Source organism: Kitasatospora mediocidica KCTC 9733 (assembly GCF_000744225.1).
Taxonomy (GTDB): Bacteria; Actinomycetota; Actinomycetes; order Streptomycetales; family Streptomycetaceae; genus Kitasatospora; species Kitasatospora mediocidica.
The window spans coordinates 197,649-222,991 of record NZ_JQLN01000002.1 but is presented as its reverse complement, the minus strand read 5'-3'; the positions used below and the strand labels follow the sequence as shown (position 1 = coordinate 222,991).

23 protein-coding genes and 2 pseudogenes are annotated in these 25,343 nt (G+C 72.3%); 8 read left to right on the top strand and 17 right to left on the bottom strand.

Annotated elements, in window-relative coordinates:
* Positions 1 to 22: 22 nt before the first annotated feature.
* The 8 genes from BS80_RS05195 to BS80_RS05160 all read right to left on the bottom strand — a co-directional run bounded on the left by BS80_RS05195 (position 23) and on the right by BS80_RS05160 (position 7,960).
* Entirely contained in the window at positions 23 to 1,066 is a 1,044-nt protein-coding gene (locus tag BS80_RS05195; RefSeq protein WP_051966062.1) for a beta-ketoacyl-ACP synthase III, read from the bottom strand.
* Positions 1,063 to 2,049, bottom strand: a complete 987-nt coding sequence (locus BS80_RS05190; RefSeq protein ID WP_035793697.1) for a ferritin family protein — start codon at positions 2,047 to 2,049, stop codon at positions 1,063 to 1,065. Before BS80_RS05190 ends, BS80_RS05195 begins: the two co-directional genes overlap by 4 nt.
* Entirely contained in the window at positions 2,046 to 2,636 is a 591-nt protein-coding gene (locus tag BS80_RS05185) for a flavin reductase family protein (RefSeq protein ID WP_051966114.1), read from the bottom strand. Before BS80_RS05185 ends, BS80_RS05190 begins: the two co-directional genes overlap by 4 nt.
* A complete protein-coding gene (locus BS80_RS41630) occupies positions 2,633 to 3,199 on the bottom strand; it encodes a hypothetical protein (protein WP_232246367.1) in 567 nt (188 codons plus the stop codon). The genes BS80_RS05185 and BS80_RS41630 overlap by 4 nt, the downstream gene beginning before the upstream one ends.
* Positions 3,200 to 3,276: 77 nt before the next feature.
* The gene (locus BS80_RS05175) at positions 3,277 to 3,768 is read right to left on the bottom strand and encodes a type II toxin-antitoxin system RatA family toxin (RefSeq protein WP_035793695.1); all 492 of its coding nucleotides are present in this window, start codon (positions 3,766 to 3,768) and stop codon (positions 3,277 to 3,279) included.
* A gap of 2 nt (positions 3,769 to 3,770) precedes the next feature.
* Complete coding sequence (locus BS80_RS05170; protein ID WP_198045443.1) at positions 3,771 to 5,081, bottom strand: aspartate aminotransferase family protein; 1,311 nt, start codon at positions 5,079 to 5,081, stop codon at positions 3,771 to 3,773.
* 29 nt (positions 5,082 to 5,110) lie between these two features.
* On the bottom strand, positions 5,111 to 6,250 hold the full coding sequence (locus tag BS80_RS05165; RefSeq protein WP_035793691.1) for an acyl-CoA dehydrogenase family protein: 1,140 nt from the start codon (positions 6,248 to 6,250) through the stop codon (positions 5,111 to 5,113).
* A gap of 27 nt (positions 6,251 to 6,277) precedes the next feature.
* Complete coding sequence (locus BS80_RS05160; RefSeq protein WP_408607342.1) at positions 6,278 to 7,960, bottom strand: aldehyde dehydrogenase family protein; 1,683 nt, start codon at positions 7,958 to 7,960, stop codon at positions 6,278 to 6,280.
* Between the two features lie 335 nt (positions 7,961 to 8,295).
* Here BS80_RS05160 and BS80_RS05155 point away from each other — a divergent pair, with 335 nt between their 5' ends.
* From BS80_RS05155 to BS80_RS42470, 3 genes and pseudogenes are all read left to right on the top strand, one after another.
* Complete coding sequence (locus BS80_RS05155) at positions 8,296 to 9,300, top strand: DUF2156 domain-containing protein (RefSeq protein WP_035793688.1); 1,005 nt, start codon at positions 8,296 to 8,298, stop codon at positions 9,298 to 9,300.
* A gap of 33 nt (positions 9,301 to 9,333) precedes the next feature.
* Positions 9,334 to 9,507, top strand: coding sequence for a hypothetical protein (locus BS80_RS41625; protein ID WP_198045442.1), 174 nt, complete (start codon positions 9,334 to 9,336; stop codon positions 9,505 to 9,507).
* A 74-nt stretch (positions 9,508 to 9,581) separates the two neighbouring features.
* Positions 9,582 to 9,710 (top strand): annotated as a pseudogene (locus tag BS80_RS42470) (glycosyltransferase family 2 protein); the annotation flags it as partial.
* 81 nt (positions 9,711 to 9,791) lie between these two features.
* On the opposite strand, the gene BS80_RS05150 reads toward BS80_RS42470, so the two are convergent.
* The 4 genes from BS80_RS05150 to BS80_RS05135 all read right to left on the bottom strand — a co-directional run bounded on the left by BS80_RS05150 (position 9,792) and on the right by BS80_RS05135 (position 12,991).
* Positions 9,792 to 10,076: an acyl carrier protein gene (locus BS80_RS05150; RefSeq protein ID WP_035793685.1), complete on the bottom strand. Its 285-nt coding sequence runs from the start codon at positions 10,074 to 10,076 to the stop codon at positions 9,792 to 9,794.
* Between the two features lie 123 nt (positions 10,077 to 10,199).
* Complete coding sequence (locus tag BS80_RS05145; RefSeq protein ID WP_035793682.1) at positions 10,200 to 10,388, bottom strand: acyl-CoA carboxylase subunit epsilon; 189 nt, start codon at positions 10,386 to 10,388, stop codon at positions 10,200 to 10,202.
* 33 nt (positions 10,389 to 10,421) lie between these two features.
* Entirely contained in the window at positions 10,422 to 12,014 is a 1,593-nt protein-coding gene (locus tag BS80_RS05140; RefSeq protein ID WP_035793680.1) for an acyl-CoA carboxylase subunit beta, read from the bottom strand.
* Between the two features lie 158 nt (positions 12,015 to 12,172).
* On the bottom strand, positions 12,173 to 12,991 hold the full coding sequence (locus tag BS80_RS05135) for an AfsR/SARP family transcriptional regulator (RefSeq protein WP_035793677.1): 819 nt from the start codon (positions 12,989 to 12,991) through the stop codon (positions 12,173 to 12,175).
* Between the two features lie 270 nt (positions 12,992 to 13,261).
* Between BS80_RS05135 and BS80_RS05130 the strand changes: the two genes are divergently transcribed.
* The 4 genes from BS80_RS05130 (at position 13,262) to BS80_RS05115 (ending at position 18,718) form a co-directional block, all read left to right on the top strand.
* Positions 13,262 to 13,543 carry a hypothetical protein gene (locus BS80_RS05130; RefSeq protein ID WP_035793675.1) on the top strand — a complete coding sequence of 94 codons (282 nt, stop codon included), beginning with the start codon at positions 13,262 to 13,264 and terminating at the stop codon, positions 13,541 to 13,543.
* An 11-nt stretch (positions 13,544 to 13,554) separates the two neighbouring features.
* Positions 13,555 to 15,813 carry a TOMM precursor leader peptide-binding protein gene (locus BS80_RS05125; protein WP_051966058.1) on the top strand — a complete coding sequence of 753 codons (2,259 nt, stop codon included), beginning with the start codon at positions 13,555 to 13,557 and terminating at the stop codon, positions 15,811 to 15,813.
* A 101-nt stretch (positions 15,814 to 15,914) separates the two neighbouring features.
* Positions 15,915 to 17,384: a SagB family peptide dehydrogenase gene (locus BS80_RS05120; protein WP_051966056.1), complete on the top strand. Its 1,470-nt coding sequence runs from the start codon at positions 15,915 to 15,917 to the stop codon at positions 17,382 to 17,384.
* 50 nt (positions 17,385 to 17,434) lie between these two features.
* Positions 17,435 to 18,718 carry a sensor histidine kinase gene (locus tag BS80_RS05115; protein WP_051966054.1) on the top strand — a complete coding sequence of 428 codons (1,284 nt, stop codon included), beginning with the start codon at positions 17,435 to 17,437 and terminating at the stop codon, positions 18,716 to 18,718.
* A 47-nt stretch (positions 18,719 to 18,765) separates the two neighbouring features.
* Here the strand turns inward: BS80_RS05115 and BS80_RS05110 are convergent, their stop codons facing one another.
* From BS80_RS05110 to BS80_RS05090, 5 genes and pseudogenes are all read right to left on the bottom strand, one after another.
* On the bottom strand, positions 18,766 to 19,374 hold the full coding sequence (locus tag BS80_RS05110; protein WP_035793667.1) for a response regulator transcription factor: 609 nt from the start codon (positions 19,372 to 19,374) through the stop codon (positions 18,766 to 18,768).
* Between the two features lie 130 nt (positions 19,375 to 19,504).
* The gene (locus tag BS80_RS05105) at positions 19,505 to 20,548 is read right to left on the bottom strand and encodes a 4'-phosphopantetheinyl transferase family protein (protein ID WP_232246366.1); all 1,044 of its coding nucleotides are present in this window, start codon (positions 20,546 to 20,548) and stop codon (positions 19,505 to 19,507) included.
* Positions 20,545 to 20,859 (bottom strand): acyl carrier protein, encoded by a 315-nt coding sequence (locus BS80_RS40370; RefSeq protein ID WP_035793665.1) that lies wholly within the window; start codon positions 20,857 to 20,859, stop codon positions 20,545 to 20,547. Before BS80_RS40370 ends, BS80_RS05105 begins: the two co-directional genes overlap by 4 nt.
* A 719-nt stretch (positions 20,860 to 21,578) precedes the next feature.
* Positions 21,579 to 21,908 (bottom strand): annotated as a pseudogene (locus BS80_RS44020) (acyl-CoA dehydrogenase); the annotation flags it as partial.
* An 836-nt stretch (positions 21,909 to 22,744) separates the two neighbouring features.
* Positions 22,745 to 24,595: a fatty acyl-AMP ligase gene (locus BS80_RS05090; protein WP_232246365.1), complete on the bottom strand. Its 1,851-nt coding sequence runs from the start codon at positions 24,593 to 24,595 to the stop codon at positions 22,745 to 22,747.
* A gap of 279 nt (positions 24,596 to 24,874) precedes the next feature.
* On the opposite strand from BS80_RS05090, the gene BS80_RS05085 reads away from it, so the two are divergent.
* Positions 24,875 to 25,315 (top strand): hypothetical protein, encoded by a 441-nt coding sequence (locus tag BS80_RS05085; RefSeq protein WP_051966053.1) that lies wholly within the window; start codon positions 24,875 to 24,877, stop codon positions 25,313 to 25,315.
* Positions 25,316 to 25,343 lie beyond the last annotated feature (28 nt).

The window sequence follows — 25,343 nt, the reverse complement described above, 5'->3', positions numbered from 1 at the left end:
TGCGGGGCAGGGAGGGAGGGCGTCAGCCGACCAGGTCGGGCCAGGTCAGGGTGGCGGCGCCCCAGGCGAGTCCGCCGCCGAAGGCGGTCAGCAGCACCCGCTGACCGGCGGTGAGTTCGCCGCGCTGGGAGGCCTGCGAGAGCAGCAGCGGGATGGAGGCGGCGCCGGTGTTGCCGACCCGCTCGATGTTGGAGAGCCGGCGTTCGGGCTCGATGCCGATCCGCTCGGCGACCGCCTCCAGGATCCGTCCGTTGGCCTGATGCGCGGCGAACCGGTCGATCTGGCCCGGGAACCAGCCGGCCGCGCCGACCGCCTGGAGCGAGGCCTCGGTCATCCGCTCCACCGCGTGCCGGTAGGTGGCCCGGCCGGCCATCTGGAAGTACTGGTCGCCGGGCTTCGGCGCCTCCGGGGAGGAGCGCTGGCGCGAGCCGCCGGCCGGGACGGCGATCAGCTCGCTGAGGTCGCCGTCGCTGCCGAGCACGATCGGGCCCACCGCGCCGGGCTCGTGCGCGTGGCCGGCCCGCAGCACGACGGCTCCGGCGCCGTCCGCGAAGATCACGGCGGTGCCGCGGTCCTCCGGGTCGATGATGGTGGTGAAGGCGTCGGCCGCGATCAGCAGGACCCGCTGGGCGACGCCGGAGGCGATCAGGCCGGACGCGGTGGCCAGGCCGTAGAGGAAGCCGGTGCAGACCGCCGAGACGTCGAAGGCGGCGACCCCGCCCAGGCCCAGGCGCGCCGCCACGGCGGGCGCGGTGGCCGGGCAGGGGTGGTCGGGCGTGGTGGTGGCCAGCACCACCGCGTCCACCTGCGAGTCGTCGGCGGACTTCAGGGCCCGTCTGCCGGCCTCCACCGCCAGGTCGGAGGTGGCTGTGCCGGGGGCCACCACGTGGCGGGTGGAGATCCCGGTGCGGCTGCGGATCCACTCGTCCGAGGTGTCCAGGCGGGCCACCAGGTCGGCGTTGGTGACCATGTCCGGCGGCACGTACGCGCCGAGGCCGGCGAGGACGGCGGAGCGTCCGGGCGGTGGGCCGGGGCGGCCCAGCGGGTCCGGCAGGCCGACGGTCATACCGTGTCACCCCCCGTACTGCTGAGGACCTCGGTCGGCAGGCCCATGTAGGCCATCCGGCTCTCGGCCATCTCGTCGGTCCACTGCTCGGCCATGTCGTAGCGCTGGTCCGGGGTGGTGTCCAGGAGCCGGACGCCGGGCCAGACCTCGTAGTCACCGATCTTGTCGGCGTGCTCGGCCATGCCCTGCTGGAAGAGCTCCTCGCGGTGGATGACGAACTCCCGGTCGGGGATCTCGTCCCAGAGCTTCACGCCGGCCCGCAGGATCTCCAGCAGGTGCGGCCGGTAGTCGGGGTGCGCCACCAGGTGGTCGCGCAGGATGGTGCTGGCCACCGTGAGGTGGCGGATCTCGTCGATCGCGGTGCCCCGGGAGATCTCGCCGGTGGCCGGCGAGAGCGGCGTCCACTTGCGCTCGCTGAGCTCGGCGGCCGGGGCGAGGACGCCCTCGATGACGATGGCGAACACCGCCACGCCGCCCATGAAGTCGCCCTGGTCGCGGACGATCTCCAGGGTGAAGTCCTCCACCGGCTGGAGCACCTTGCGCCGGTACTCGGCGGCCATCTCGTCGATGTCTGCCAGCAACGTGGCGGCGGGCAGGCCGAGTTCGACCAGGTGGTTGCGGAAGACCCGGGCGTGCCGGGCCTCGTCGACCAGCTGGGTGGTGTAGAACTCCAGCTCGGGGATCCCGGGCGCGATGGCGACGTAGTGCGCCAGCAGCCGGGTGGCGATCTCCTCGGAGAGCCCGCGGAAGCCGAACTCCAGGACCAGTGCGTCGCGCAGCGGGCCGGGCCGTTTGAGGAAGTCGGGCACCGCGGCGTCGACGTGATGGCCGGTGACACCGCGCTCGCGCAGGGTGCCCTGGGCGACCTCGGTGATCCAGTAGGCGAGGTCGCACTGCTCCGGACCGAGGGTGAGCTGCTTGGCGCCGTCCAGCAGGCCCGGAGCGGTGTCCCAGCCTGCCTCGTGTGCAACGGATTCGGTCATAGCGCCGCGTTCTCCTTCCTGGTACGCGTGCTGTCGGTCCCCGCCGCGGCGGCCGGGGGGAGCGGGCCCGCGAAGAGCCCGCCGGCGAAGCTGAGCAGCGGGGCGCCGTCGACGGCGGTGGCGTGCACCACGGCGCCGAGCAGCACCTCGTGGTCGCCGACCCGGTAGCAGGCGACGACCCGGCAGTCGTAGTGCGCGAGCGCGCCGTCCAGCAGCGGGGCCGCGGCGTAGTCGGCGGCCCGCCAGCCGATCCCGTCGAACTGCTCGATACCGTCCGGGCGCGAGCTGTCGGCGAACCAGCGGGCCGTCTGGCCCTGCTCCCCGCCCAGCACGTTGACGGCGAACCGGCCCTCGGCGACCGCGAGTTCGGCCAGGATCGAGCCGCCCTTCAGGCAGGCGCCGAGGATCAGCGGGCTCTGCGAGACGGTGGTGACCGTGCTCACCGTGGTGCCGTGCAGGCGGTCGCCGTGGCGGACCGTCAGAATCGAGACCGGGGAGGCGAGTTGCTTCAGCGCCCGGCGGTGCTCGGAGCGGTCGCTGACGAAGCGGCCGGCCGGTCCGGTGCGCGGTTCGGCGGCGGTGCTCACCGGACCGCTCCCTGCGCCGCGGGCTCCCGGTCGGGGTGGTCGGCGACCGCCGTCAGGTGCCGGGCCGCGGGGATGTGCCCGACCGGGGTCGGGTCGCCGCCGTGGCCGACCGGCTTGGGGTGGTCGAGGCCGAGGTCGTCCAGCAACCGCAGGTAGCCGGTCTGCCGCACCGGCTCGAAGGGCAGCGCGAAGGACTTCATGAAGTTGCCGAACAGGCCGCGGTCGCCGAAGAGATGGAACGGCAGCACGAGCAGCGCCCACTCCGGCTTGACCAGCCAGCACCAGAGGGCGGCCACCGCGCCCTGGGTGATCAGGCTGTGCATCACGTTGTAGAGCACGTAGTACGTCTTGGGGATCGGCCGGCCGCCCGCCTTCTTGAAGGCGATCGCTCCCGGGATGTAGCCGATCAGGTCGATGTAGAGGAACAGTCCGATCGCCGGCAGCCAGCGGATGTCGCCGGCGTGCGCGACGATGAACCCGGTGGTCACCGCGAGGCCGACCAGGTACTCGGCGCGGTGCAGGGAGTAGGTTCTCGGGGTCTCGAAGGGATTGGCCTGGTCCACGGTTCAACTCCTGAAACGGCAGGGCAGGTTGCTGGAACTGGACGGTCGGGGGCCCGGGCCGGCCGGGCCCCCCGGGGTCAGTGCGCGGCGGGCGCGGCGGCGGCCTTGTCGCCGAGCTCGATGTCGCCGACGATCATCGTGTCGGCGAACAGGCCGGTGACGGCCCAGGCGACGGTCTCCCGGATCACCCGCTCGGCGATCGGGTCGAGGATGCCCTCCAGGCTCGGGATGCCGAAGTCGAAGTCGGCCTCGAAGTGCACCTGGACGTCGTCGCCCTCCTGGCGGACCTCCCAGCGGCCGACGAAGCTGTCGAAGTCGCCGTCGGTCTGCTCGAAGCGGATCTCCAGCCGCTCGGTGAAGAAGTGGTCCGCCTCCGTCCAGCGCAGCAGGCCACTGCGGAAGTGCAGCTCCCAGCTCGAACTGCCCACCGGCTCGGGCAGCGTGGCGTGCACGGTGGTGGCCCGCACGTGCGGGGCCAGCTCCGGGTAGCGCTCCCAGCGCAGGACCGCCGCGAAGACGTCCTCCGCCCGGTCGGAGCGGACCACGGCGTCCAGTTCAACGTGTCGCACGGTCAGTTACCGCCTTTCGGCATGGTGGCCGAGCCGCGGACCAGGTCCAGGGTGGCCTTGTCGAAGGAGTCGAGGAGGAACTCCACGTCGCTGTCGGTCAGGATCGCCGGCGGGGTGAACCGCACCACCGAGCTGCCGTTCATCGAGTGGTTGGCCACGACCCCGTGATTGAAGAGCTCGATCAGCAACTCGCCTGCCAGGCCCGCCTCGACCAGCTCGAGGCCGATCAGCAGGCCCTGACCGCGGACGTCGACGACCAGGTCGGGAATGTTGCGGTGGGCGATCTCGGTGATCCGCGGCAGCAGGGCCGCGCCCAGCTCCATCGAGCGCGAGACCAGCCGCTCCTCCTGGATCGCCTGGACGGCGCCCTGGACGGCCGCCATCAGCAGCGGCTGCCCGGAGAAGGTCGCGGTGTGCACGTACGGGTCCTTGTCGAACGGCTTGAACGCCTGCCGGGTGGCGATCGCGGCCGAGACCGGCACCACGCCGCCGCCGAGCGCCTTGCCGGCCAGCAGCACGTCGGGCAGCACGCCCTCGGCGTCGATGCCCCACCACTCGCCGAGCCGGCCGAAGCCGGTCTGCACCTCGTCCAGGATCAGGAAGCCGTCGAACTCCCGGACCATCTCCTCGACCTGCTTGAGGTAGCCCTTGGGCGGGATGATCACGCCGCCCTCGCCCTGGACCGGCTCCAGGATCACACAGACCTCGCCCGGGTGCGCCTTCAACTCGTCGCGCAGCGCGTCCGGGTCGCCGAAGGGCAGGTGGGTGACGTCCGGCAGCAGCGGGCGGAACGGCGCCTGGTAGACCTCCTTGGCGGTGGCCGACAGGGCGCCCATGGTCTTGCCGTGGTAGCCGCCGCGCATCGAGACGGTGCGCTTGCGGCCGTTGGCGCGGGCCAGCTTGAGGCCGGTCTCCACCGCCTCGGCGCCGGAGAGCGCGAAGTGCACCCGGTCGAGGCCGGCCGGGGTGACCGAGGTCAGCGCCTCGGCCGCGCGGGCCACCGTGGGCTCCAGCAGGATCCGGGTGGCCGTCGGGTGGGTGTTCAGCTGGCGGAGGACCGCCTCCATGACGATCGGGTGGCGGGCGCCCATGATGAACACGCCGTAGCCGCCGGCGTTCAGGAAGCGCTCGCCGTCGCTGGTGGTCAGCCAGGCACCGGAGGACTCGACCTCCATGTGGCTGCCGAACAGCTCGGCCAGGGTCGCCCGGCCCTTGCTGAGGTGGGCCCGGTAGAGGCCGAGGATCTCCTCCTCGGTGTCCACCCGGCCGACCCCGATGGGAGCGGTCTGGATCACGGTCACGGATGACTCCATTTCAGGTTTGACGGGAGAGAGCCGACGGCTCAGGAGAGCTCCAGCGGGGCCCCGCCGAAGTACGCCAGCAGCGGCTCGGCGGCGCTGGAGCGGGACGGCGGGTGGAAGGCCAGCGGGCGGACCGCGGTGGCCAGCCGGGCGTGGTCGCCGGAGCGGATGAAGTCCAGCCCGCCGAGCAGTTCCAGGGCGAGGTCGGTGCTGCGCGACAGCGCCTCCTGGGCGGCGAACCGGGCCACCAGCACCTGGGCGACCGCCTCGTCGCCGGTCACCCCGTCCTGCACCGCCCGGGCCGCGCCCTCCAGCAGCGCGAAGGCCGACTCGACACGGACCGCGACCTCGGCGCGCTCGGTGGCGGCGCCGCGCCCGCGCTCCAGGACGTGCTCGACCAGCGCGGCGGCGGCACCCGCGTAGCCGGACGAGATGAGCATCTCGAACCAGACGAAGCCGGCCGTCTGGAGGTCCTCGATCCGGGTCGGGTCGTCCTGCGAGGTGCGCACCACCAGGTCCTCGGGCACGAAGACGTCCGCGAGCTGGACCTCGTCGCTCTCCGCCGCGGCCAGCACGTCGTTGCCCCAGAACGGGTGCACGCTCAAGCCCGGCGAGTCGGCGCCGACCAGCGCGAGCGCCATCTCGTACGCGCCGTCCTCGCCCGGCAGCGCGATGCTGGCGGTCAGCAGGTCCATCGAACGGGCCAGGCTGCAGGGCTTCTTGGAGCCGTTCAGCCGGTAGCCGCCGGCCACCGGGGCCGCGGTGACGGCCGGCGTCAGGATGTTCTGCTGGGTGCGGCCCTCGGCCCAGCCCGAGGCCATCAGCCGCTGCTCGGGGACGATGCCGTGCAGCAGCTCCAGCTGGGCCGCGGTCAGCCGGCCGGGGCCGTCGGCCAGCGCGTAGAGCATCGCGGCGGTGAAGTGGTGCATGGTGACCGCGGCGGCCAGCGAGGGCGACGCGGCGCCGAGCGCGCGCTGCACCCGGATCGCGTCGAGCGGGTCGGCGCCGTGGCCGCCGTACTCGGCGGGCACCAGCAGGGCGACCCCGCCGTGCTCCCGGAAGAGGTCGACCACCTGGCTGCCGGGGGCCTCCCGCTCGGCGAACGGGATGTCTGCCAGGGCCTTGATCAGCCCCGGGTGGTACCGCTCGCAGGTCTCGCGAGCGGATTCGAGGGAGCGCACGGGAACACCTCCAGTGAGAGAGGACGGTCAGGAACTGGGCGTCGAGGGCGTCGGGTTGGACGAACCGAAGACCGCCTCGCGCGGGCTGACGTCGCGGGCGATGCTGACGCCCTGGATGTGCGAGGTCTTGAGCATCGGGTAGTTCGCCTCGCCGTAGACGCCGCCGGTCAGGCCGGTGCCGCCGTGGCTGGGCAGGTACGGCAGGAACCCGATGTGCGAGTCGTTGATCTTCAACAGGCCGCCGTTGGTGACCCGTTGGACGAAGGCGTTGATCACCTTGGCGGACCTGGCCCACAGCGAGTTGCGCAGCCCGTACTCGTTGCTGTTCACGAACTCGATGAAGCTGTCCAGCAGTTCGTCGTTGTCACCCGGCTCGGGCACCACGATCGGCAGCAGCGGGAAGAAGGTCTCGTGCCGCACCACGTCGTGCTTGCGCGCGCCGGCCAGGCCGTTCACCCGCAGCACGGTGGGCTGCAGGAAGACGCCGGTCTCCGACGGCGTGCCGTCCAGCTCGGTCCGCTGCCCACCGCTGATCAGCTCGGAGCCGTTCTCCAGCGACTGGTTGAGCAGCGTGAAGAACTTCTCGCTGCGCCGCACCGGGGAGAGCAGCACGTCCTCGTCCTCCGGGTAGCCCGGGCGGACGTCCCGCAGCTGCTTCTTGACCTCCTCGATCAGCTCGTCGGCGATCGCGGGGTGCGCCAGCACGTAGTTGGGCACCATGCAGATCTGGCCCGACCCGTAGAACGACTCGGTGATCGCCTCGGCCGCGTACTTCAGGTTCGCGCCCTCCCAGATGATGATGCCGTCGTTGCCGGCCAGCTCCAGGATCGGCTTGGTGCCGGAGGCCACGCACTGCTCCTGGAAGCGCAGGCCCTCCTGGCTGCCGCCGATGTAGAAGATGTCGTTGATCAGCGGGCTTTCCACCCAACGGTCGAGCGTCTGCTTGGGGTTGCTGCAGACGGCGTTGAGCACCCCGGGCGGGGCGCCGACCTCGTCGAGCAGCGGGGCCACCACGTCGCGCAGGATCCACATGGTGCTCAGCGCGATGCTGCGCGGGGCGCGCACCACGACCGCGTTGCCGGCCATCAGGGCGAGTACCGCCAGGGCGGCGCTGGGCGCCGGGGCGTTCTGCGGCGGGTTGAAGCCGACCACGCCGTCCGGCTGGCGGCGGACGATCAGGCGCCGGCCCGCGTGGTCGAACTCGGTGTGCATCCGCTGGCGGTACCACTGGATGCTTTCCTCGCTGTAGACCTGGAGCAGGCAGCTGAGCTCCCAGCGCGCCAGCTTCACCGGGTGCGCCTCGGAGACCAGCATGTCGATGAACTCGTCCTGGCGGCGGATCAGTTCCTCGCGGAACAGCGAGCCCAGGCGCATCCGGCGCTCCAGCGGGACGGCCGCCCAGCCGGGGGCTGCGGCGGCCGCGGCCTCGGAGGCCAGGTCGATGGCGGCGTCGCCGGCGATGGCGCAGCGACCGACCACGTACGGGTGCTGGGCCGCCTCGGAGTCGGGGTCCTGCTCCAGGGCGCGCTTCAGGCTGATGCTGGTGAAGATGTCCTCCAGCAGCGAGCGGGCACTGACCGTGTAGACCCAGCCGTCACCGTCGACGTCCTTGCCGGCGATGTACAGCTTGTAGCTGCGCAGCGGCTTGTCCCGGCCCCCTTCCGCCGCGGGTCCGGGAGCGCCGGAATTCCCGGAGCGAATTCCCTCCACCGGTTCACCAAGTAACATCGTCAGGCCTTTCCGAAGAATCCTGTGCGGGCACCTAGTCCCCCGCCCATGACAGCTGACACGATATTTCCGTCCGAATCGGGTCGATGGTGCCAGCGGGTTCTGACCAGCTCCTGACACGGTGCTGATGCTGAATTCCGCAGGTTTCCCTGGTGATCGACGCACCGGTGGACGGGCGGAGACTGACAGCCGTTCCTGACGTCGCGCTGACGCCCTCCTGACACTCCCTGATCGATTCCGAAATCCCTTTCCCGGCGCCATTTTCGGATGTTCTACTCTCCTTACCGCTCATTCACCCCCGAAGGGAATGGCAGCCGATGTCAGCGATCAACTCCACGGCGACCGAGAATCCGATCATGCGGGCCGTGCGCTCGCACACCGAGGCCGAGAACCCCAGTTCGTTCCTCGCCCTCAACAGCGGCAACAGCGTCTTCACCACGCCGGACACCGACGGCGTGGTCGTCTACCGGCGCACCGGCCGGCACCTGGTCCAGTTCGGCGGCCCGTTCGCCGCGCCGGAGTCCTACGACGCGCTGCTCGACCGCTTCGTCGCCTACGCGCGCGAGCAGGAACTCCAGCTGGTCGGCGTCCAGTTGCAGCGCAGCGACGCCGACCGGTACGCCGCCCACGGGTTCACCATCAACCAGATCGGCGCCTCCTGGGCCGTCCACCTGCCCGAGTTCACGCTGCGCGGCAGCCGGTTCATGCAGCTGCGGAACAAGATCTCCCGGGCGTTCCGCAACGGCCTCAAGGTCGAGGAGGTCGAGGCCGGCCAGTGGGAGCAGGCGATCGGCGAGATCGACAGCGCCTGGCTGGGCTCCAAGGGCGAGCACGCGCACCAACTGGAGTTCCTGGTGGGCCAGATCGGCGGCGACCCGCAGGAGCACCGCCGGCTCTTCCTGGGCACCATCGAGGGCGCGCCGGTCGGTTACATCTCCTACTCCCCCGTCTACGGCTCCCGGGCCGGCTGGATGCACGACCTGAGCCGGCGGATCCCCGGCGGGTCGCCCGGCCTGATGGAGGCGATCAACTCCACCGCGATCGAGGTGTTCCGCGGCGAGGGCGTGGACTGGCTGCACTTCGGCTTCACGCCGTTCACCGGCCTCTCCGCCGACGTCGAACTCCCCGGCTACAGCCCGGCGTTCCAGTGGCTGATGCACTTCCTGTGGGCCGAGGGAGAGGCCGTCTACCCGGCCCAGACCCAGCTCGCCTACAAGGAGAAGTGGGCTCCCGACCTGCTGCTGCCCGAGTACGTGGCCTTCGACGGCGACGCCTCACTCGCCTCGTTCGCCCACATCTTCCGCGCCTGCAAGGCCTTCTGACCCACCCGTCGACCGAAACGAAAGGGGACCGCGATGACCGCGTCAACCGAGCAGGAGCCGTCCACGGACGCGCTCAAGGAGTCCCTCGTGGGTTCCTTCATGGCCATCATCGGCGCACCGGACGACCTGGAGACCGCCCGCAACGCCGACCAGGTGGTTCGCGACCTGGACGCCCGCCTGACCGCCGAGGCCACCTCAGCAGCCTGAGTCCACCGACCCGCCCCGGCCCCCACGCCGGGGCGGTCGTGCGTCCGGACCCGGATCGGCGGCGGGCACACGGACTGTCCGCTCTCGCCGTGTGGTGGTCCGGGTTCTTCGAGGGAGTCCGCACCTCGTGCCCGCCCCGCCGGCCCATGCGGTGGCGGACGGTGTGGCGGATGACCCGCCTGGGCCGGCCGCCGGTGATCTGACGGCGCCCGACGGTCCGGCGGAACATGACGAAGCGGCGGCCGACCCCGGTGTCAGGGGGTCGGCCGCCTTCGTCAGCGCTGTCAGCCGGCGCTGCCCGAGGAGGATGCGGCCTGCTCCTGGGCGAGAAAGGCGGCCATCGCCGTCACCGTCGGGTGCTCCCAGGCCACCGCGGGCTCCAGGTAGAGCACGAACTTCTCCTCGATGTCGCCGAACAGGCTGAGCGCGGCGACGGAGTCCAGGCCGTACTCGACCAGCGGCACCTCCGTGTTGATCTCCGACTGCGGCCGGGAGAGGTGGGCGCTGAGCCGCTCGGTCAGCCAGCTCTTGATCTCCTGCTCAAGGTCGACCGATCCTGGAACTGTCATCAGATGCTCCTTCACAGTGGCGGGCGTCTCTCCGCAGGGTGCACGGCTCCACTCAAAGGCCGCTCGAACCGGTCTGGACGGCTGGGAGCCGTCGGGCTCGCGGATCACTTGAACGGCGGCGGCTCAGGCCGCCTCCTGCCAGCTCAGCGGCGAGGTGTAGTCGACGCCGACCCGGCGCCGCAGCCGGACGATGCCGACCTCGCCGGCGGCGGCCGCCGCGGCCTGCTGTGCGGCCGCGCGGGCCAGCAGGACGACGGTCAGCGCGGCGAGTTCCTCGTCGGTGAGGGTGCCGCGGGTGACGGTGATGGTCATGGTGGGTCCTCTCTGTCGGCCTTTCGCGTGGTGCTACATGGGCGGGTTGCCGTGCTTGCGGGAGGGCAGGTCGGCGTGCTTGGTGCGGAGCATGGCGAGGGCGGCGGCCAGGACGGTGCGGGTCTCGGCGGGGTCGATGACGTCGTCGACGAGGCCGCGTTCGGCCGCGTAGTACGGGTGCATGAGTTCGTTCTTGTATTCCTTGATCTTCTGGGCGCGCATCGCCTCGGGGTCCTCGGCGGCGTTGATGTCGCGGCGGAAGATCACGTTGGCGGCGCCCTCGGCACCCATCACGGCGATCTCGTTGGTCGGCCACGCGTAGGACAGGTCCGCGCCGATCGAGCGCGAGTCCATCACGATGTACGCGCCGCCGTAGGCCTTGCGCAGGATCAGCTGGATCCGCGGGACGGTGGCGTTGCAGTAGGCGTAGAGGAGCTTGGCGCCGTGGCGGATGATGCCCTCGTGCTCCTGGTCGACGCCGGGCAGGAAGCCGGGCACGTCCAGCAGGGTGACCAGCGGGATATTGAAGGCGTCGCACATCTGCACGAAGCGGGCGGCCTTTTCCGACGCATTGATGTCCAGGACGCCGGCCAGGGACTGCGGCTGGTTGGCGATCAGACCGACCACGTGGCCGTCGATGCGGGCCAGCGCGACGATGACGTTGGTGGCCCAGCGCTCGTGGACCTCCAGGTACTCGCCGTGGTCGACGATCTCCTCCAACACCTTGCGCATGTCGTAGGGCCGGTTGCCGTCGGCGGGCACCAGGTCCAGCAGCGCCTCGCAGCGCCGCTCCACCGGGTCCTCGGCGGGCGTGGCCGGCGGCATCTCGCGGTTGTTCTGCGGCAGCATCGACAGCAGGAACCGCACCTCCTCGATGCACGACTGCTCGTCGTCGTACGCGAAGTGCGAGACCCCCGACACCGCCGAGTGCACGTCCGCGCCGCCCAGACCGTTCTGGCTGATCTTCTCCCCGGTGACGGCCTGCACCACGTCCGGGCCGGTGATGAACATCTGCGACGTCTCACGGACCATGAACACGAAGTCCGTCAACGCCGGACTGTAGGCCGCGCCGCCCGCGCACGGGCCCAGCATCACCGAGATCTGCGGGATCACCCCCGACGCTCGGGTGTTGCGCTGGAAGATACCGCCGTAACCGGCCAGCGCCGTGACGCCCTCCTGGATCCGGGCCCCGGCACCGTCGTTCAGCGACACCAGCGGCGCACCCGCCGCGATCGCCATGTCCATGATCTTGTGGATCTTCTGCGCATGCGCCTCACCCAGCGCCCCACCGAAAATCCGGAAATCATGCGCGTAGGTGAACACCGTCCGGCCGTTCACCGTGCCCCAACCCACGATCACACCATCGGTATGCGGCTTCTTCCCCTCCAACCCGAAACCCGACGCCCGGTGCCGACGCAACGGCTCCACCTCGTGGAACGACCCCGCGTCCAACAGCAGGTCGATCCGCTCACGCGCCGTCAACTTCCCCTTGGCGTGCTGCGCCTCGGTGGCCTTGTCGCTCGGGCCGCGCCGCACCTGCTCACGCAGCTCGTGCAACTCGGCCACCCGACCACGCGCGGCAACGGGAGCCGGGCCGGATGCTGTCGTCTCTTCGAGGGTGGTCATGCTGCGGACCGTAGAAACGCGGTCTCGACTCCCGCTGGGGGCGCGATGGACTGCCGCTGGAGCCTCGCCGCGAACGCGGACAGCGGCGATCCCCGCGGTCCGGCGGCGGCGGGTCGCGCCATCGGACCACGGGGTGAGGACGAGGGCCGGTACCGCGCCTAGCCGGCGGCCCGGACGGGCTCCAGGACCAGTTCCTCGCCGACCAGGTCGAGCCGGGGGTCGGCCGCGAGCACCGCGCCGTGCAGCCGCCGCAGGCGGGCGGACGGCTCGATGCCGAGCTCCGCGACGAGCGTGCCGCGCAGCCGCTGGTACGTCTCCAGCGCCTGCCAGGCCCGGCCCGAGCGGTACTGCGCCAGCATGAACTGGGCGTGCAGCCCCTCGTGCATCGGGTGCCGGGCCGCCAGCACGGTCAGCTCGCTGAGCATCGCGGCGTGCCGGCCGAGCCGCAGGTCGGCGGCGATCCGGCCCTCCAGCGCGCCGAGCCGGGCCTCCTCCAGGCGCAGGACCTCGATCTCCAGGACCCGGCCGGTCTGCACGTCCACCAGCGCCGGCCCGCGCCACAGCGCGAGGGCCTGGCCCAGCATCAGCGAGGCGGTCGGGTCGTCCCCGGCGGCCAGCGCGGCCTGGCCGAGCGCGAGCGTCCGGTCGAACTCGGTGGTGTCCACCTCGCCGGGCTGGACGTCCAGCAGGTAGCCGCCGTGGCGGGTGACCAGGACCTCCTTGGCGGAGGAGCTGCGTTCGGCGCCGAACGCCGTGGCGAGCCGCCGGCGCAGCTGGAGGATGTAGGTCTGCAGAGTGGTGGCGGCGCTGCGGGGCGGACGTTCCCCCCAGATCTCCTCCATCAGCGTCGGAACGGTCACCACCTGGTTCGCCTGCAGGGCCAGCAGGGCCAGGATCTGCCGTGGCTTGGCCGCGCTCGGGACGATGGACGTCTGCTGCTCATGAGCGACGAAGGGGCCCAGAAGATTGATCTGCACGGATCCGCCTCCTTTCGAGAGCTGTGTGGCACCCCGGGCGGAGGGGCGGCATCGAGTGCGCTTGAGAAAGCTTGGCACGCGTCCGGCCCCGTCCGACAGTGAGATCTTCACGGCTTTGGCCTCGAACGCAACCGGTCGCCGGGCATGAGAAGTTCACCCTCAAGGCATGACCGTTCCACTGTCCTGGCGCGACCTGCTTCACACAGACTTCCGTGACGTACCAACGTTCCTCTGAACCGTTCGAGCAGCCCTCAGCCACTGGAGAATTCCGTGATCGCCACAGCTGTTCCCGAAGCACCGTCCACCACCGCCCTTGAGCGCGACTGGCGTTTCGCCGAACTCGTCGTGTGGGCCCACCTGGACCCCGCGCTGCGCACCCGGTACGCCGCCGAACCGGCGGCCGTGCTGGCCGAGTTCGGCCTCGTCCTGACCCCCGGCGCCGGCATCCCGCCGCTGGACGCGCCGGGTGGTGACCGCCTGGTCATCACCGATGTCGACGATCCGGCCGCGGGCAACGCCGGATTCTGCCAGATCACCGGCCGGAGCGAATAGGAGTGACTCGGATGTCTGAGCGCCGCGGCCCGCTGGTCGGGCTCAAGAGGCATCTCCAGATCCACGTGGTCTCCCGGGACAGCGCCTACCTGGTCTCGGACCGCGGGGTGACGCACCTTCAGGGGACGCACCTGGAGACGCTCGCACCGCTGCTCGACGGCACCCGGGACCTGCCCGCACTCGTCCGCGAAACCCGCTCGGCGATGAGCACCCAGCAGCTCGGCCACCTGCTCGGCACGCTCTCCGAAGCCGGTCTGGTGACCTACCGCGCGGCCGACGGCACCACGTCGGCCGCCGACCTCCCGACCGAGGCGTTCTGGGAGCTGGCCGGACTGGACGGCCCGCTCTCCACCGTCAGGGCCGGCGCGGACCCGGTGCGGATCCTCACGCTCTGCGCCCTTCCCCCGGCCCTGGTCCGCGACGGCTTCCAGCAGGCCGGGCTCAGCTGCGCCCCGGCGGGGGCCGGCGTGGAGGAGGGTGCGCTCACCGTGGTCCTCTGCGACGACTACCTGGACCCCGGGCTGCGGCGGATCGACGCCGAACAGCGCGCCGCCGGCCGGCCCTGGCTGCTCGCGAAGCCCGGCGGGTCGACGCTCTGGGTCGGGCCGGTGTTCCAGCCGGGCGACGGCGCCTGCTGGTCCTGCCTGGCGCACCCGCTGCGGGCCAACCGGCCCGACCGGGCGGCCGGGGCCTGCCCCGAGGCCTCCCTCCCGCTGACCCGGCTGATCGGGCTCCAGCTGGTGGCACTGGAGGCCGTCAAATGGCTGGCCGGCTACCGCCATCAGGGCCAGCAGTCGGTGCTCACGCTGGACCCGCTCGACGTGCGGGGCCGCCACCACACCCTGGTGCGCAGGCCGCAGTGCCCGGCCTGCGGAGACCCGGCCGTCGGCGCGGCGCCGACCACCCGGCCGGTCGTCCTGCGCTCACGCCCCAAGGTCCACCAGAGCGGCCAGGGCCACCGCGCCCTGACCCCCCAGCAGGTAATGGAGCAGTACGGGCACCTGATCAGCCCGGTGACCGGACCGGTGCGCGACATCCGCCGCCATCCGCACGGGCCGGACTTCCTCAACTCCTTCGTCGCGGGCCACAATCCCGCCGCGAAGGCCACCGGATCCGGCGCGACGCCGGTCCTGCGACTGTTCAGCGGCGGCAAGGGAACCACCGAACTCGACGCCCGGGTCGGCGCGTTGTGCGAGGCGCTGGAACGCCACTCGGGCACCTACCAGGGTGACGAGCCGCGGATCCGGGACACCGTGCGCGGGCTCGGGGACGCGGCGATCCACCCCAACACCTGCCAGCTGTACGACGAGCGGCAGTACCGGGACCGCGCGCGCTGGAACGCCCGGCACACCGGGTTCCAGCACGTCTGCGACCCGCTGGGCGAGGACACCCCGGTCGACTGGACGCCGGTCTGGTCGCTCACCACCGGCGACCGGCGCTACCTGCCCACCTCGATGCTCTACTACAGCGCGCCGCACGCGGGAGCGGGCCACCGGTACGCCGTCGCCGACTCCAACGGCTGTGCGGCCGGCAGCAGCCTGGAGGACGCCATTCTCCAGGGCTTCCTGGAGCTGGTGGAACGCGACGCGGTCGCCCAGTGGTGGTACAACCGCACCCGGCAGCCGGGCGTGGACATCGGCGCCTTCGGTGACGCCTGGAACGACGAACTGCACGAGGTACACCGGGGGTTGAAGCGCTCGGTGTGGGCCCTGGACCTGACCAACGACCTGGGCATCCCGGTGGTGGCCGCGCTCTCCCGGCGGACCGACAAGCCGGCGCAGGACGTCATCTTCGGCTTCGGCGCGCACTTCGACCCGGCGGTGGCGCTGCGCCGGGCCCTGACCGAGATGAACCAGCTGCTGCCGGCCGTGCTCGGGGCCGGGCCCGGCGGGAGCGGCTACGCCGTCGGCGATCCGGACGCGCTGTCCTGGTGGCGGACCGCGACCATCGCCAACCAGCCCTACCTGGTGGCTGATCCGGGCCAGTCGCCGACCCGGCCCGACCGCCACCCGTGGACCGCCCGTCCCGATCTGCGCGACGACGTGCAGGCGGCCTGCGACCTGGTGCGCCGGCACGACATGAACCTGCTGGTGCTGGACCAGACCCGGCCCGACATCGGACTCCCGGTGGCCCGGGTGATGGTGCCCGGACTGCGGCACTTCTGGGCCCGGTTCGGGCCGGGCCGGCTGTTCGACGTCCCCGTGCGCACCGGCGTACTCGGGTCGCGTACGCGCTTCGAGGACCTCAACCCGATCCCGCTGTTCGTCTGAGACTCCACCAGAATTCGAGCGCGGTCACGGAACAATGATTGGATCGTCAACGTAGTAATGACCTACAGGGAACCGATATGCGGCCTTTGTCCGGGGACGACATGCCAGCACTCCTGCTCCTGTCGTCGCTCAGAGAGGACGTCCACGTCGAGTTCCCCGAGGTCGGCGGGGACGTCCTGTTGCACAACCGCTGGAACACCCTGCGGGTGAACTGCCCCGACCGGGCCACCCGCGAGGCGCTGCGGCGGATGAGTTTCGGCCCGATCTCCCTGCGCAACGTCCTGGACGGCCGGGACCGGGCGACCCAGGAGCGGCTGGCCGGGGTCCTGACGGACATCCAGCACCTGGTGGTCCGCTCGATCGGCCTGACGGACGCGGAGATCCCGCTGCTCTCGGTCACCCCGATGACGCCGCAGGCCCGGCTCGGCCCGCACGGGGTCACCCCCACCCAGCCGATCCGGTTGTCGCGGTTCGCCACCCTGCGCAGCGAGGGCGGCGGCTTCCTCCTGGAGTCGCCGCTCTCGCTCTTCCGCGTCACGGCCCACCGGGCCGGCGCCGCCGACCTGCTGAGCGCGCTCGGCTGGACGACCACGCTGCAGGACCTGCTGAAGACCGTCCCGCTGCACGCCTCCGCCGTCACCGAGATCGTCGCCCAGCTGCTGGCCACCGGGATGGTCATCGCGGCGCCGATCCCGCCGTGCGGCGAGGATCCGCAGTTCGCCGAGGACGGCGATCCGGTCCTCGCCGGCTGGTCCCCGTTCGAACTGCTCTTCCACACCCGCAGCACCACCGGCCGGCACGACGACGACTTCGGCGCGACCTTCGCCCTGCTCGGGCACTTCGAGCCGCCACCGGCCGTCAAACCGGTGCCCGAGGGGCCGCGCTTCCCGCTGCCGCGCCCGGACGGCGCCCACCCGCTCGCCTCGGACGCCTCGCTGATCGCGCTGCTGGAGGAGCCGAGGCCGGCCTTCAGCGCCGACCCGGAGCAGGACGAGGTGACCCTCTCCCAGATCGGCGAGCTGCTCTACCGCTCGATGCGGGTCCGCTCGGTCTCCACCGACACGGCCGGCCCGATCAGTTACGAGGTCAGCGACCGGCCGGCCACCAGCGTGAGCGGGACCCACCCGCTGGAGGTGTACGTGTCGGCCAACCGCTGCGCCGGACTGCCGAACGGCACGTTCCACTACGACCCGGTCCAGCACTCGCTGACGCTGCTCAACGGCGGAGAGCGCGAGCGCAGCGAGATCTCGCTCTGCTCGCAGGTCGCGGCCGGCCTGAGCGCCTCGCCCGCGGTGGTGCTCACGCTGACCGCGCGGTTCTCCCGGGTCACCTGGAAGTACAGCGGCCAGGGCTACGCGATGGCCCTGCGCGACGCCGGGACGGCCATCCAGACGCTCGGCCTGGTGGCCGCCACGCTGGGCCTGGCGGTCACCGCCGGCGGGTCCGGCGACATCGAGGTCGGCCCGCGGATCGCCGGGACGGACTGGCGGGTGGAATCGACGGTGGGTCAACTCGTTCTGGGAGCAGCGGCGGTGGCACCGACTCCTTGCAGAAACGCCATGTCCGCGTAAGTCCCAGGCCGTAGGCTCAAACCCCTCAGTCGCCTGGTGGAGGGGTTCTTGTGACGTTCGCACCGGACCAGACAACGAGCAGCACGCGTTCCGCCCACGATCGATGGGAGGGCCTGCGCACCCGGGTGGCGACGCTGCGCCTGCCGTCGGCGGGGCCTGAGCAGCCGGCCCCGAGGTTCGCGGTGATCATCCTGTTGATCATTCTGGCGGCCTACTCGACGCAGATCGGCGTCAACCTGGTGGTGGCGAGACCCGGCGACCCGGTCTCCCTGCTCGGGGTGACCTGCCTGCTGGCCGTCGACGCCCTGCAACTGGCCCACTCGCTGCCGCGCGCGGAGTCGTTCCGCCGCCGGCACGGCCGGTGGACGCTGGCCGCGCAGGCGCTGCTCACCTACCTGCCGATCCTGCTCTACGGCCGGGTCTGGGGGTCGGTCGGCGGGTTCCTCGCCGGGTCGGTGCTGCTGGTCCTGCCGCCGCTGACCGGCTGGGTGATGTTCGGCCTGGTGTCGGCCTCGGTCTCGCTCATCGGCGCGCTCAACGGCAGCACGTTCGACGAGTGGCTCTACATCACGCTCTCCACCGTGGCGACCGGACTGATGGTCTACGCCCTGAGCAAGCTGGTCACCCTGGTGATCGAACTGCACCGGGCCCGTGGCCAGCTGGCCCGGATGGCGGTGGCCCAGGAACGGCTGCGGTTCGCCCGGGACCTGCACGACCTGCTCGGCTACAGCCTCTCCGCGATCACCCTCAAGAGCGAGGTGGCGATTCGCCTGGTGCCGCACCACCAGGGCCGCGCGGTCAGCGAGTTGACGTCCATCCTGGAGATCTCCCGGCAGGCGCTGGCCGATGTGCGCGCGGTGGCCAGCAGCTACCGCGACATGTCACTGACCACCGAGATCGAGGCGGCCACCGCGATGCTCGCCACCGCCGAGATCGAGGTCGAGACCCGGGTCTCCGGGCCGCCGATCACCGGGCGGGCCGACACCGTGCTGGCCACCGTGCTGCGTGAGGCCGTCACCAACATGCTCCGGCACAGCAAGGTCCAGCACTGCCTGATCGAGGTGTCCGAGCTTCACCGCGCCATCAGCCTGCGGATCGTCAACGACGGCGTCGCCGAGGACCCCGCCAACGAGCCCGACCAGCAGCACTCCCGCGACGGCAGCGGCCTCGCCAACCTGGACAACCGGCTGACCGCGCTGGGCGGGCGCCTCACCGCCGGGATCCGGCCCGACGGCCGCTTCGAACTGCTCGCCCAGGTGCCGACCGCGGCCGCCCGGCAGGGCGTCGTGGCCGCGTCGGCCGTCGAGCCGGACGACAGCGCCGAGGCCGCCTGAGCGCCGGGCATCAGACCCGGCGTCGACTCCGGGCGTCAGCTCCGGCGTCAGGACAGCCAGCCGGCCTCCTCCGCGATCCGGATGGCGTCCACCCGGTTGCGGCCGTTGAGCTTGGTGACGACGGTCGTCAGGTAGTTGCGCACGGTGCCCGCCGACAGGAAGAGCGCGGCGGCGATCTCCACCACCTCCGCGCCGCCCGCGGCCATCCGCAGCACCTCCACCTCCCGCTTGGTGAGCGGGCTCTCCAGGGAGTCCCAGGCGGCCAGCGCGAGCTTCGGGTCGACCACCCGCTCGCCGGCCGCCACCTTGCGGATCGCGCGGGCCAGCTGGTCCGGCGGGGCGTCCTTGAGGATGAAGCCGGAGACCTGCGCGCTCAGGGCCCGGCGCAGCGTCCCCGGCCGGCCCAGGCTGGTGAGGATCAACGACCGGCAGGACGGCAGCTGCTCGCGCAGCTGGGTCGCCGCGGTCAGGCCGTCCACGCCGGGCAGGTCGATGTCCAGGACGGCGATGTCCGGCCGGTAGGCCAGTGCCTGAGGGAGGATCAGGTCGCCGTGCTCGACCTCGACGACCACCTCGATGTCCTCTTCCATGCCGAGCAGCGCGACCAGCGCGCCCCGGACCATGTTCATGTCCTCGGCGAGCAGTATCCGAATCACTGGGCCCCCGTCCGGTCGAGGCCACGCTCCGCGGTCCCCCCACGAGACGCCGGCAGCGACCAGGTCAAGCTGGCGCGGCATCGCCAGTGCCGAGATTTTATCCGGCGGGCCCGGGAAGGCAACCCGAAAGTCACCCTGTGAAACTGTTCGCCTTCGGATCGCCACCGCCGTCCATGCGTTCGAACGACTCCGGCTGCTCGCGCGCGCCGGGCCGCTCGGACACGTCGCCCTGCTCGGAGGCGTCGGGCTGCTCGAACTGCTCGGAGGCGATCAGCGCGTCCACCAGACCGTCGTCCAGCATGGTGCGCGCCGCGATGTCGGCCGTGTCGCCGAAGCCGGCGTCGAAGAGCGCGACGCTCACGGTGTACTGACGGTCGATCGACCAGGTGCCGAAGCTCCACTCCTCACCCGTCCCGGGCGATCCGTCGGGCCGCAGCACCTGCACCCGCCGGGCCCCGGGCGCGAAGCCGAACTCGGTGAAGCGGAACCGCAGCCCCTGTCCGATCGCCTTGCTGTAGGCCTCCTTGAGCGTCCACAGCCGCACCAGCGCGGGGTTGCGGCGGTATTCCGGCATCGCGGCCAGCAGGGCGATCTCGTGCGGCGTGCAGATCTGCTTCTCGGCGCCGGTGCCCAGCAGCCGGCGCTCCGACAGCTCGGCGTCCACCCCGATCCAGCCCCGCCGGGTCAGCCCGACCACCAGCAGGTCCTCGGTGTGGCTGAGGCTGATGTCCACCTGGTCGCAGCCGCGCAGGTACGGGCGGCCGCCCAGCTTGTAGGCCAGGTCGACGGTCTCCGGGGCGGCCTGCAGCACCTCGCCGGCCGCGTACTTGAGCAGCAGCCGGGAGGCCAGGAAGCGGGACCGGACGTCCTCGTGCGACATCGCCTGGTAGCGCGCCCAGTCCCGGCCGAGCACCGTACGGTCCGGCACCCGGGCCGGGCCGCCGTCCGCGCCCAGCACCACCCGGCAGAGCTCGCAGCCCAGGCAGGCGGCGCCCTGCGCGCAGTCCGCGTCCGGCGGCGGGCCGCCGGCCGGCAGCCAGTCGCCCAGCCGGGAGACCAGCACCGCGCTGCCGAGCTCGGTCAGCGTCTCGCGCACCTCGTCCCAGGGGCCGGCCGGCCCGTACACCCGCAGCGGCTCGCCGACCAGCTCGCTGGGGCCCGCGTAGACCGTCACGACGGCTGCCCCTCGGCGAGGTCGGCCAGGTACTCCACCAGCGTGCCGACGCTCAGCAGGCTGCCCACCATGTCGGCCAGCGAGAGCTCACCGAGCTCGGGAAACCTGGTCTCCAGGCGGTACTTGAGCTGCATGAGCATCACCGAGTCGAAGCCCAGGTCGTCGTAGAACCGGGCGTCGGCGCCGGGCAGACCCGCCCGGGACGGATCCTGGGCGGCCACCACCGCCGCGACCTCCAGGGTCACCGGCTCCCGCCAGACGTCCTGCGGCCGGGCCAGCACCGCGCCGGGGCCGTCCACCGCCGGTGTCATGGCCGCACCCGGGCGGGGGCCAACTGTGGCAGCGTCATCACGCGTACTCTCCCTCAGGGTTGACGGTTTCATGGTCAGGCCACCGGCCGTGCCGAGGTCTGGCTGTCGTACAGGTCGAAGCTGCCGCCCTGGTGGTAGCGGCGCAGCAGCTCCTCCACCATCTGGTCGTCGGCGCCCGCCGCGCGGTCCGGCAGGCCGACGCCCAGCCGTCGGCAGATCCGCAGCAACGCGGTGACCAGCCAGGCCGGGCGGGCCAGGAAGGCGTCCTGGACGCTGTCCTGCTGGTGCCACCAGACCCCCAGGCAGGAGGCCGCGGCGAGCAGCAGGGTGTAGCGGTCGGCCAGTGCGTAACTGCGCGGGTTGGCCAGGCCGTAGCGGTCCTGCGCCGACATGCCCCGGCAGACCTCCCGCAGTTCGCGCAGTTCGCCGACCAGCGTGCGGGTCAGCACCCGCAGCAGGTCGCGGTACTCGCCGCCGGCTTCGGCCTGCTCCAACCGCTCGGCCGCGGCCGCGAGTTCGGCGGCCAGTGGGTCGCCGCTGCCGGCCGTGCCGAGCCGCTGCGGGTCCAGCCGGGGCAGGTCGTCGCGCAGCCGGAAGAGCGCCGGTTCGGCCGGCGGCTGGGCCGGCCAGGCCCGGGCCGCCAGCACCGGCAGCCGGGGGATGATGGTCGACTGGCAGGCCGCCGTGCCGGAGTGGCCCAGGCTGGTGATCGGCAGGTCGCGGACGTGCTTCTGGAAGATCCCGAACTCGCCCTCGCGGACGTACAGGCTGGAGCCGAGCAGCACCGAGAGGTCGTAGACGGTGTCGCTGAGCAGGATCGGCAGCAGGTACTTGGTGGCCGCCGCGTAGACGCCGGTGGCCTCCGGGTAGAGGTGCACGGCCCGGGTGGCGGCCAGCGCGAGGGCGTCGCAGACCAGCAGATCGGCGAAGGCTCCCGAAAGGCTGGCCCTGGCCTGCGGGTTGCGCATCACCGGACGGCCGTGCACGCCGCGCTCCAGCGCGAACCGCAGGGCGGTGCGCAGCGCGGTGTCGCAACCGGCCAGCACCATCGAGGGCAGCACGCTGCGGGTGAGCTGGAAGGAGCTCAGCGCGAGCCCGACGCCGTCGCCCAACTCCCCGAGCAGCGCCTCGGGCGGTACCGGGCAGTCGTCGAAGGCGATCCCGCTCATCCAGCAGCCGCGCAGGCCGACGGTCGGATAGCGGGGCAGGTCGCGGACCCGGGAGGGCGGCAGTTCGGCGCGCTCCAGCAGGACCGCCGAGTGGCTGCGGCTGCCGGCCCGGGTGTCGGTGCGGCAGAACACCACCAGGGCGTCGGCGTGCGCGCCGTTGACGATCACCCGCTTGTCGCCGGCCAGCAGCATCGCGCCGCCGGGCGGGCCCGGCGTGAGGTTGAACTCGTCGCGCAGGAAGGCGTTTCCGTGTGCCAGGTCGCGATACGCGACGGCCAGCCGGCCGCCGCCGAGCAGCAGGTCGGCGGCCTGCCGTTGCTGCTGCTCGGTGCCGCCGGCCCAGACCGAGATGGCCGCCAGGAAGGAGCCCGCGCCGAAGCCGACGCCGAGCGAGGGGTCCCGGCGGAAGACCGGCCGCAGCATCCGGGCCAGCACGTCCACCCGGTCGAAGCGACCGCCCAGCCGCTCCGGGACGAACTCCGCGTTCAGCCCGAGCCGGTGCAGCAACCGGACGGACTCGCCCGGCAGTTCGGCGCGGTCGTCGGCGGCGAGCACAGCTCGGTGGCCGTGCGGGTTGGCCGGGTCCCACGGGTCGCCGAGCGCCGCCTCCAGTTCGGCGGCGCGCCGCTCGACGGCGGACTCGGACCGGCTCGGGCCGATCACGGTGACCGTCGCGGGCTGGCCGAGGGTGGCCGAAGCGGCCGTCCGACGGTTCATCAGGGCACCTCCAGGTAGGGCGGGGCGGCCGCCAGCAGGCTGGCCACCGCGGGCTCGACCACCTGGTGCAGCGCCTGCAACCGTCCGGTCAGGAAGAGCTTGCGCATCGCCGAGCGCTCCAGCTTGCCGCTGGTGGTGCGCCGCACGGTGCCCGGCCGCACCAGCAGCACGCTCCCCGCCATCAGCTCGAACTCCTTGGCCACGCACCGCCGGACGGCCAGGTTGAGGGCGGGCAGGTCCAGGTCGTAGCGGCTGCCGGTGCGCACCTCCTGGACCACCACGACGTGGCTGCGGTCGGGTTCCACCGCGAAGACCACGGCGGACGCGAAGAGGTTGCTGACCTGCTGGACGGTGTGCTCGATGTCCTGCGGGTAGAGGTTGCGCCCGGCGACCACCAGCAGGTCCTTGATCCGGCCGGTGATGAACAGCTCGCCCTCGCTCAGCACGCCGAGGTCGCCGGTGCGCAGGAAGCCGGTGTCACCCTCGGCGGTGCTGACGCCGAAGCTCCGGTTGGTCTCCAGCAGGCGCTTCCAGTAGCCCCCGGCGACGCTCGCCCCGCGCAGCCAGATCTCGCCGATCCGGCCCTCCCCCAGCGTCCGGAAGCTCTTCGGGTCCACGATCCGCAGGTCGGGCCCGGGCGATCCGGGCCGGCCGCAGCTCACCAGGGTGCGGGTGGGCTCACCCGGATGCGGGTCGGTCAGCTGGTGGCGCTGCAACGAGGCGGCGTCCACCTCGCGTTCGCGCGGTCCGCGCACCGCGCCCGGCGCGCCGGGAACGGACCGCGAGCGGTGCCCGACGGCCAGCAGGGTGGCCTCGGCCAGCCCGTACGCCGGGACGAAGGCCTCCGGGCGGAACCCGACCGGCCCGAAGCGCTCGGCGAACGCCCGCAGGGTGTCCGCGCGCACCGGCTCGGCCCCGTTCACCGCGACCCGCCAGCCGGACAGGTCGAGCCCCTCCAGCTGCCGGTCGGTGACCCGCCGCACACACAGGTCGTAGCCGAGGTCGGGGCCGCCGCTGACCGCGATGTCGTAGTCCGTGACGGCCTGCAGCCAGTGCACCGGATGCCGGACGAAGAGGTCCGGCGGCAGCAGCACCCCGGTCGCCCCCTGCCACAGCGGGTGCAACAACTGCCCGACCAGGCCCATGTCGTGGTGGAACGGCAGCCAGCCGCCGATCCGCACGTCCGGGCCGGTGCCGAGCAGTCCGGCGATCTCGCGCTGGTTGGCCAGCAGGTTGCCGTGGCTGACCATGACGCCGCGCGGCTCGCTGGTCGAGCCGGAGGTGTACTGCAGGACGGCCAGGTCGCGGCTGCCCACGTCGGGCATCCGCCAGTCGTGGGCGTCCGGCAGCTCGGCGCCGTCCAGGGCCAGGCACGGCAGCTCGCCCTTGCCCGCGGCGGCCAGCAGCTGCGAGACGTCCGGGGCGGCCCGGCGGTCGGTCAGCACCAGCCGGATCCCGGCGTCCTTGACCACACCGAGCACCCGGTCGTGGTGGCTGCGCCGCCCGACCGGCGGCGGCGCCGGTACCGCCACGGCCCCCGCGTAGAGGCAGCCGAGGAAGCTCACCGCGAAGCGCTCCGGGTCGGACTGGAGGATCAGCACGTGCTCCCGGAACATCCCCCGGTCCACCAGCCAACCGGCCAACCGGCGTGCAGCCAGGTCGAGTTCGGCATAGCTCAGGTGCTCGGCGTGCAGCGCGCCGGCCCGCCCGGACGGCACGCTCCGGCCGAGCCCGGCCCCGGGGCGGCGCGCGGCGGCGTCCGAGAGGAAGAGCAGCGCGTCCTGCCCCGGTCTGTCGGCCGCGTGGGCCGCCAGCACTTCGACGAACGTCGCAGGTCCGGTCATCGTCATCCCCCGCTTCTGGGTGTGGTGCGGCCCGTGCGGTGGCCACGGCTCCTGGCGGCACGGGCCGGTCCGGCGGGCGGGCCGGGGCCGGCGGCCGGGACGCAGCCGGTCGTGCGTCCAGGAGCCGCGGCCGCGTTGCGCGGCGTCCGCGGACGGCGGGTTCGGCTCACCCCGCCGCTATCAGAGTTGGCGCCCCCGCTCGATTCCATCTGGACCCGCACTCGGCGGCCGGGGAGCGGCCGGTCCTACACTGACCGCGGCACGGCCTGGAGCGAGAGGTGCTGGATGCGAGTCGGAATCACGGGGTACCACGGGCTGTCGGAGATCACCGAGATGCTGGTGCGCGGCGAGCTGTGGCGGCTGGTGACCACCTACGGGCCGTACGAACTGGTCGGCGTCACCTGCCTGCGGCCGGGGCCGGAGACCTGGTTCGCCGAGGCGGTGCGTGAGCACGGCGGCAAGGTCGAGATCATCCTCCCGGCGGGCGGCGCGCCGCTGCCGCGCAACGAGATCACCCGCGAGGCCACCGCCGTGCACCGGCTGGCCCCGGTGGCGGCGGGCGGGCTGGGCGACGACGTCGGGCGGGCGCTGGTGGGGATGGTGGACGAGGTGATCGCGATCTGGGACGGCGAACCGGGCTGCGAGGCCGCCGACACCGCCGCGCTCACCCGCAAGGCCGGGCTCTGGGTGCACGAGATCTGGCCGGACGGCTGCGAGCGTCCCTGACCTGAGGCTGAGACCCGGCACCCCCCGG

Bases quoted from the DNA above. Each gene is read 5' to 3' on its own strand.
- BS80_RS05195 (WP_051966062.1), bottom strand. From the start codon at position 1,066: ATGACCGTCGGCCTGCCGGACCCGCTGGGCCGCCCCGGCCCACCGCCC.
- BS80_RS05190 (WP_035793697.1), bottom strand. From the start codon at position 2,049: ATGACCGAATCCGTTGCACACGAGGCAGGCTGGGACACCGCTCCGGGC.
- BS80_RS05170 (WP_198045443.1), bottom strand. From the start codon at position 5,081: ATGGAGTCATCCGTGACCGTGATCCAGACCGCTCCCATCGGGGTCGGC.
- BS80_RS05155 (WP_035793688.1), top strand. From the start codon at position 8,296: ATGTCAGCGATCAACTCCACGGCGACCGAGAATCCGATCATGCGGGCC.
- BS80_RS41625 (WP_198045442.1), top strand. From the start codon at position 9,334: ATGACCGCGTCAACCGAGCAGGAGCCGTCCACGGACGCGCTCAAGGAG.
- BS80_RS05150 (WP_035793685.1), bottom strand. From the start codon at position 10,076: ATGACAGTTCCAGGATCGGTCGACCTTGAGCAGGAGATCAAGAGCTGG.
- BS80_RS05145 (WP_035793682.1), bottom strand. From the start codon at position 10,388: ATGACCATCACCGTCACCCGCGGCACCCTCACCGACGAGGAACTCGCC.
- BS80_RS05140 (WP_035793680.1), bottom strand. From the start codon at position 12,014: ATGACCACCCTCGAAGAGACGACAGCATCCGGCCCGGCTCCCGTTGCC.
- BS80_RS05125 (WP_051966058.1), top strand. From the start codon at position 13,555: ATGTCTGAGCGCCGCGGCCCGCTGGTCGGGCTCAAGAGGCATCTCCAG.
- BS80_RS05120 (WP_051966056.1), top strand. From the start codon at position 15,915: ATGCCAGCACTCCTGCTCCTGTCGTCGCTCAGAGAGGACGTCCACGTC.
- BS80_RS40370 (WP_035793665.1), bottom strand. From the start codon at position 20,859: ATGACACCGGCGGTGGACGGCCCCGGCGCGGTGCTGGCCCGGCCGCAG.
- BS80_RS05090 (WP_232246365.1), bottom strand. From the start codon at position 24,595: ATGACGATGACCGGACCTGCGACGTTCGTCGAAGTGCTGGCGGCCCAC.
- BS80_RS05085 (WP_051966053.1), top strand. From the start codon at position 24,875: ATGCGAGTCGGAATCACGGGGTACCACGGGCTGTCGGAGATCACCGAG.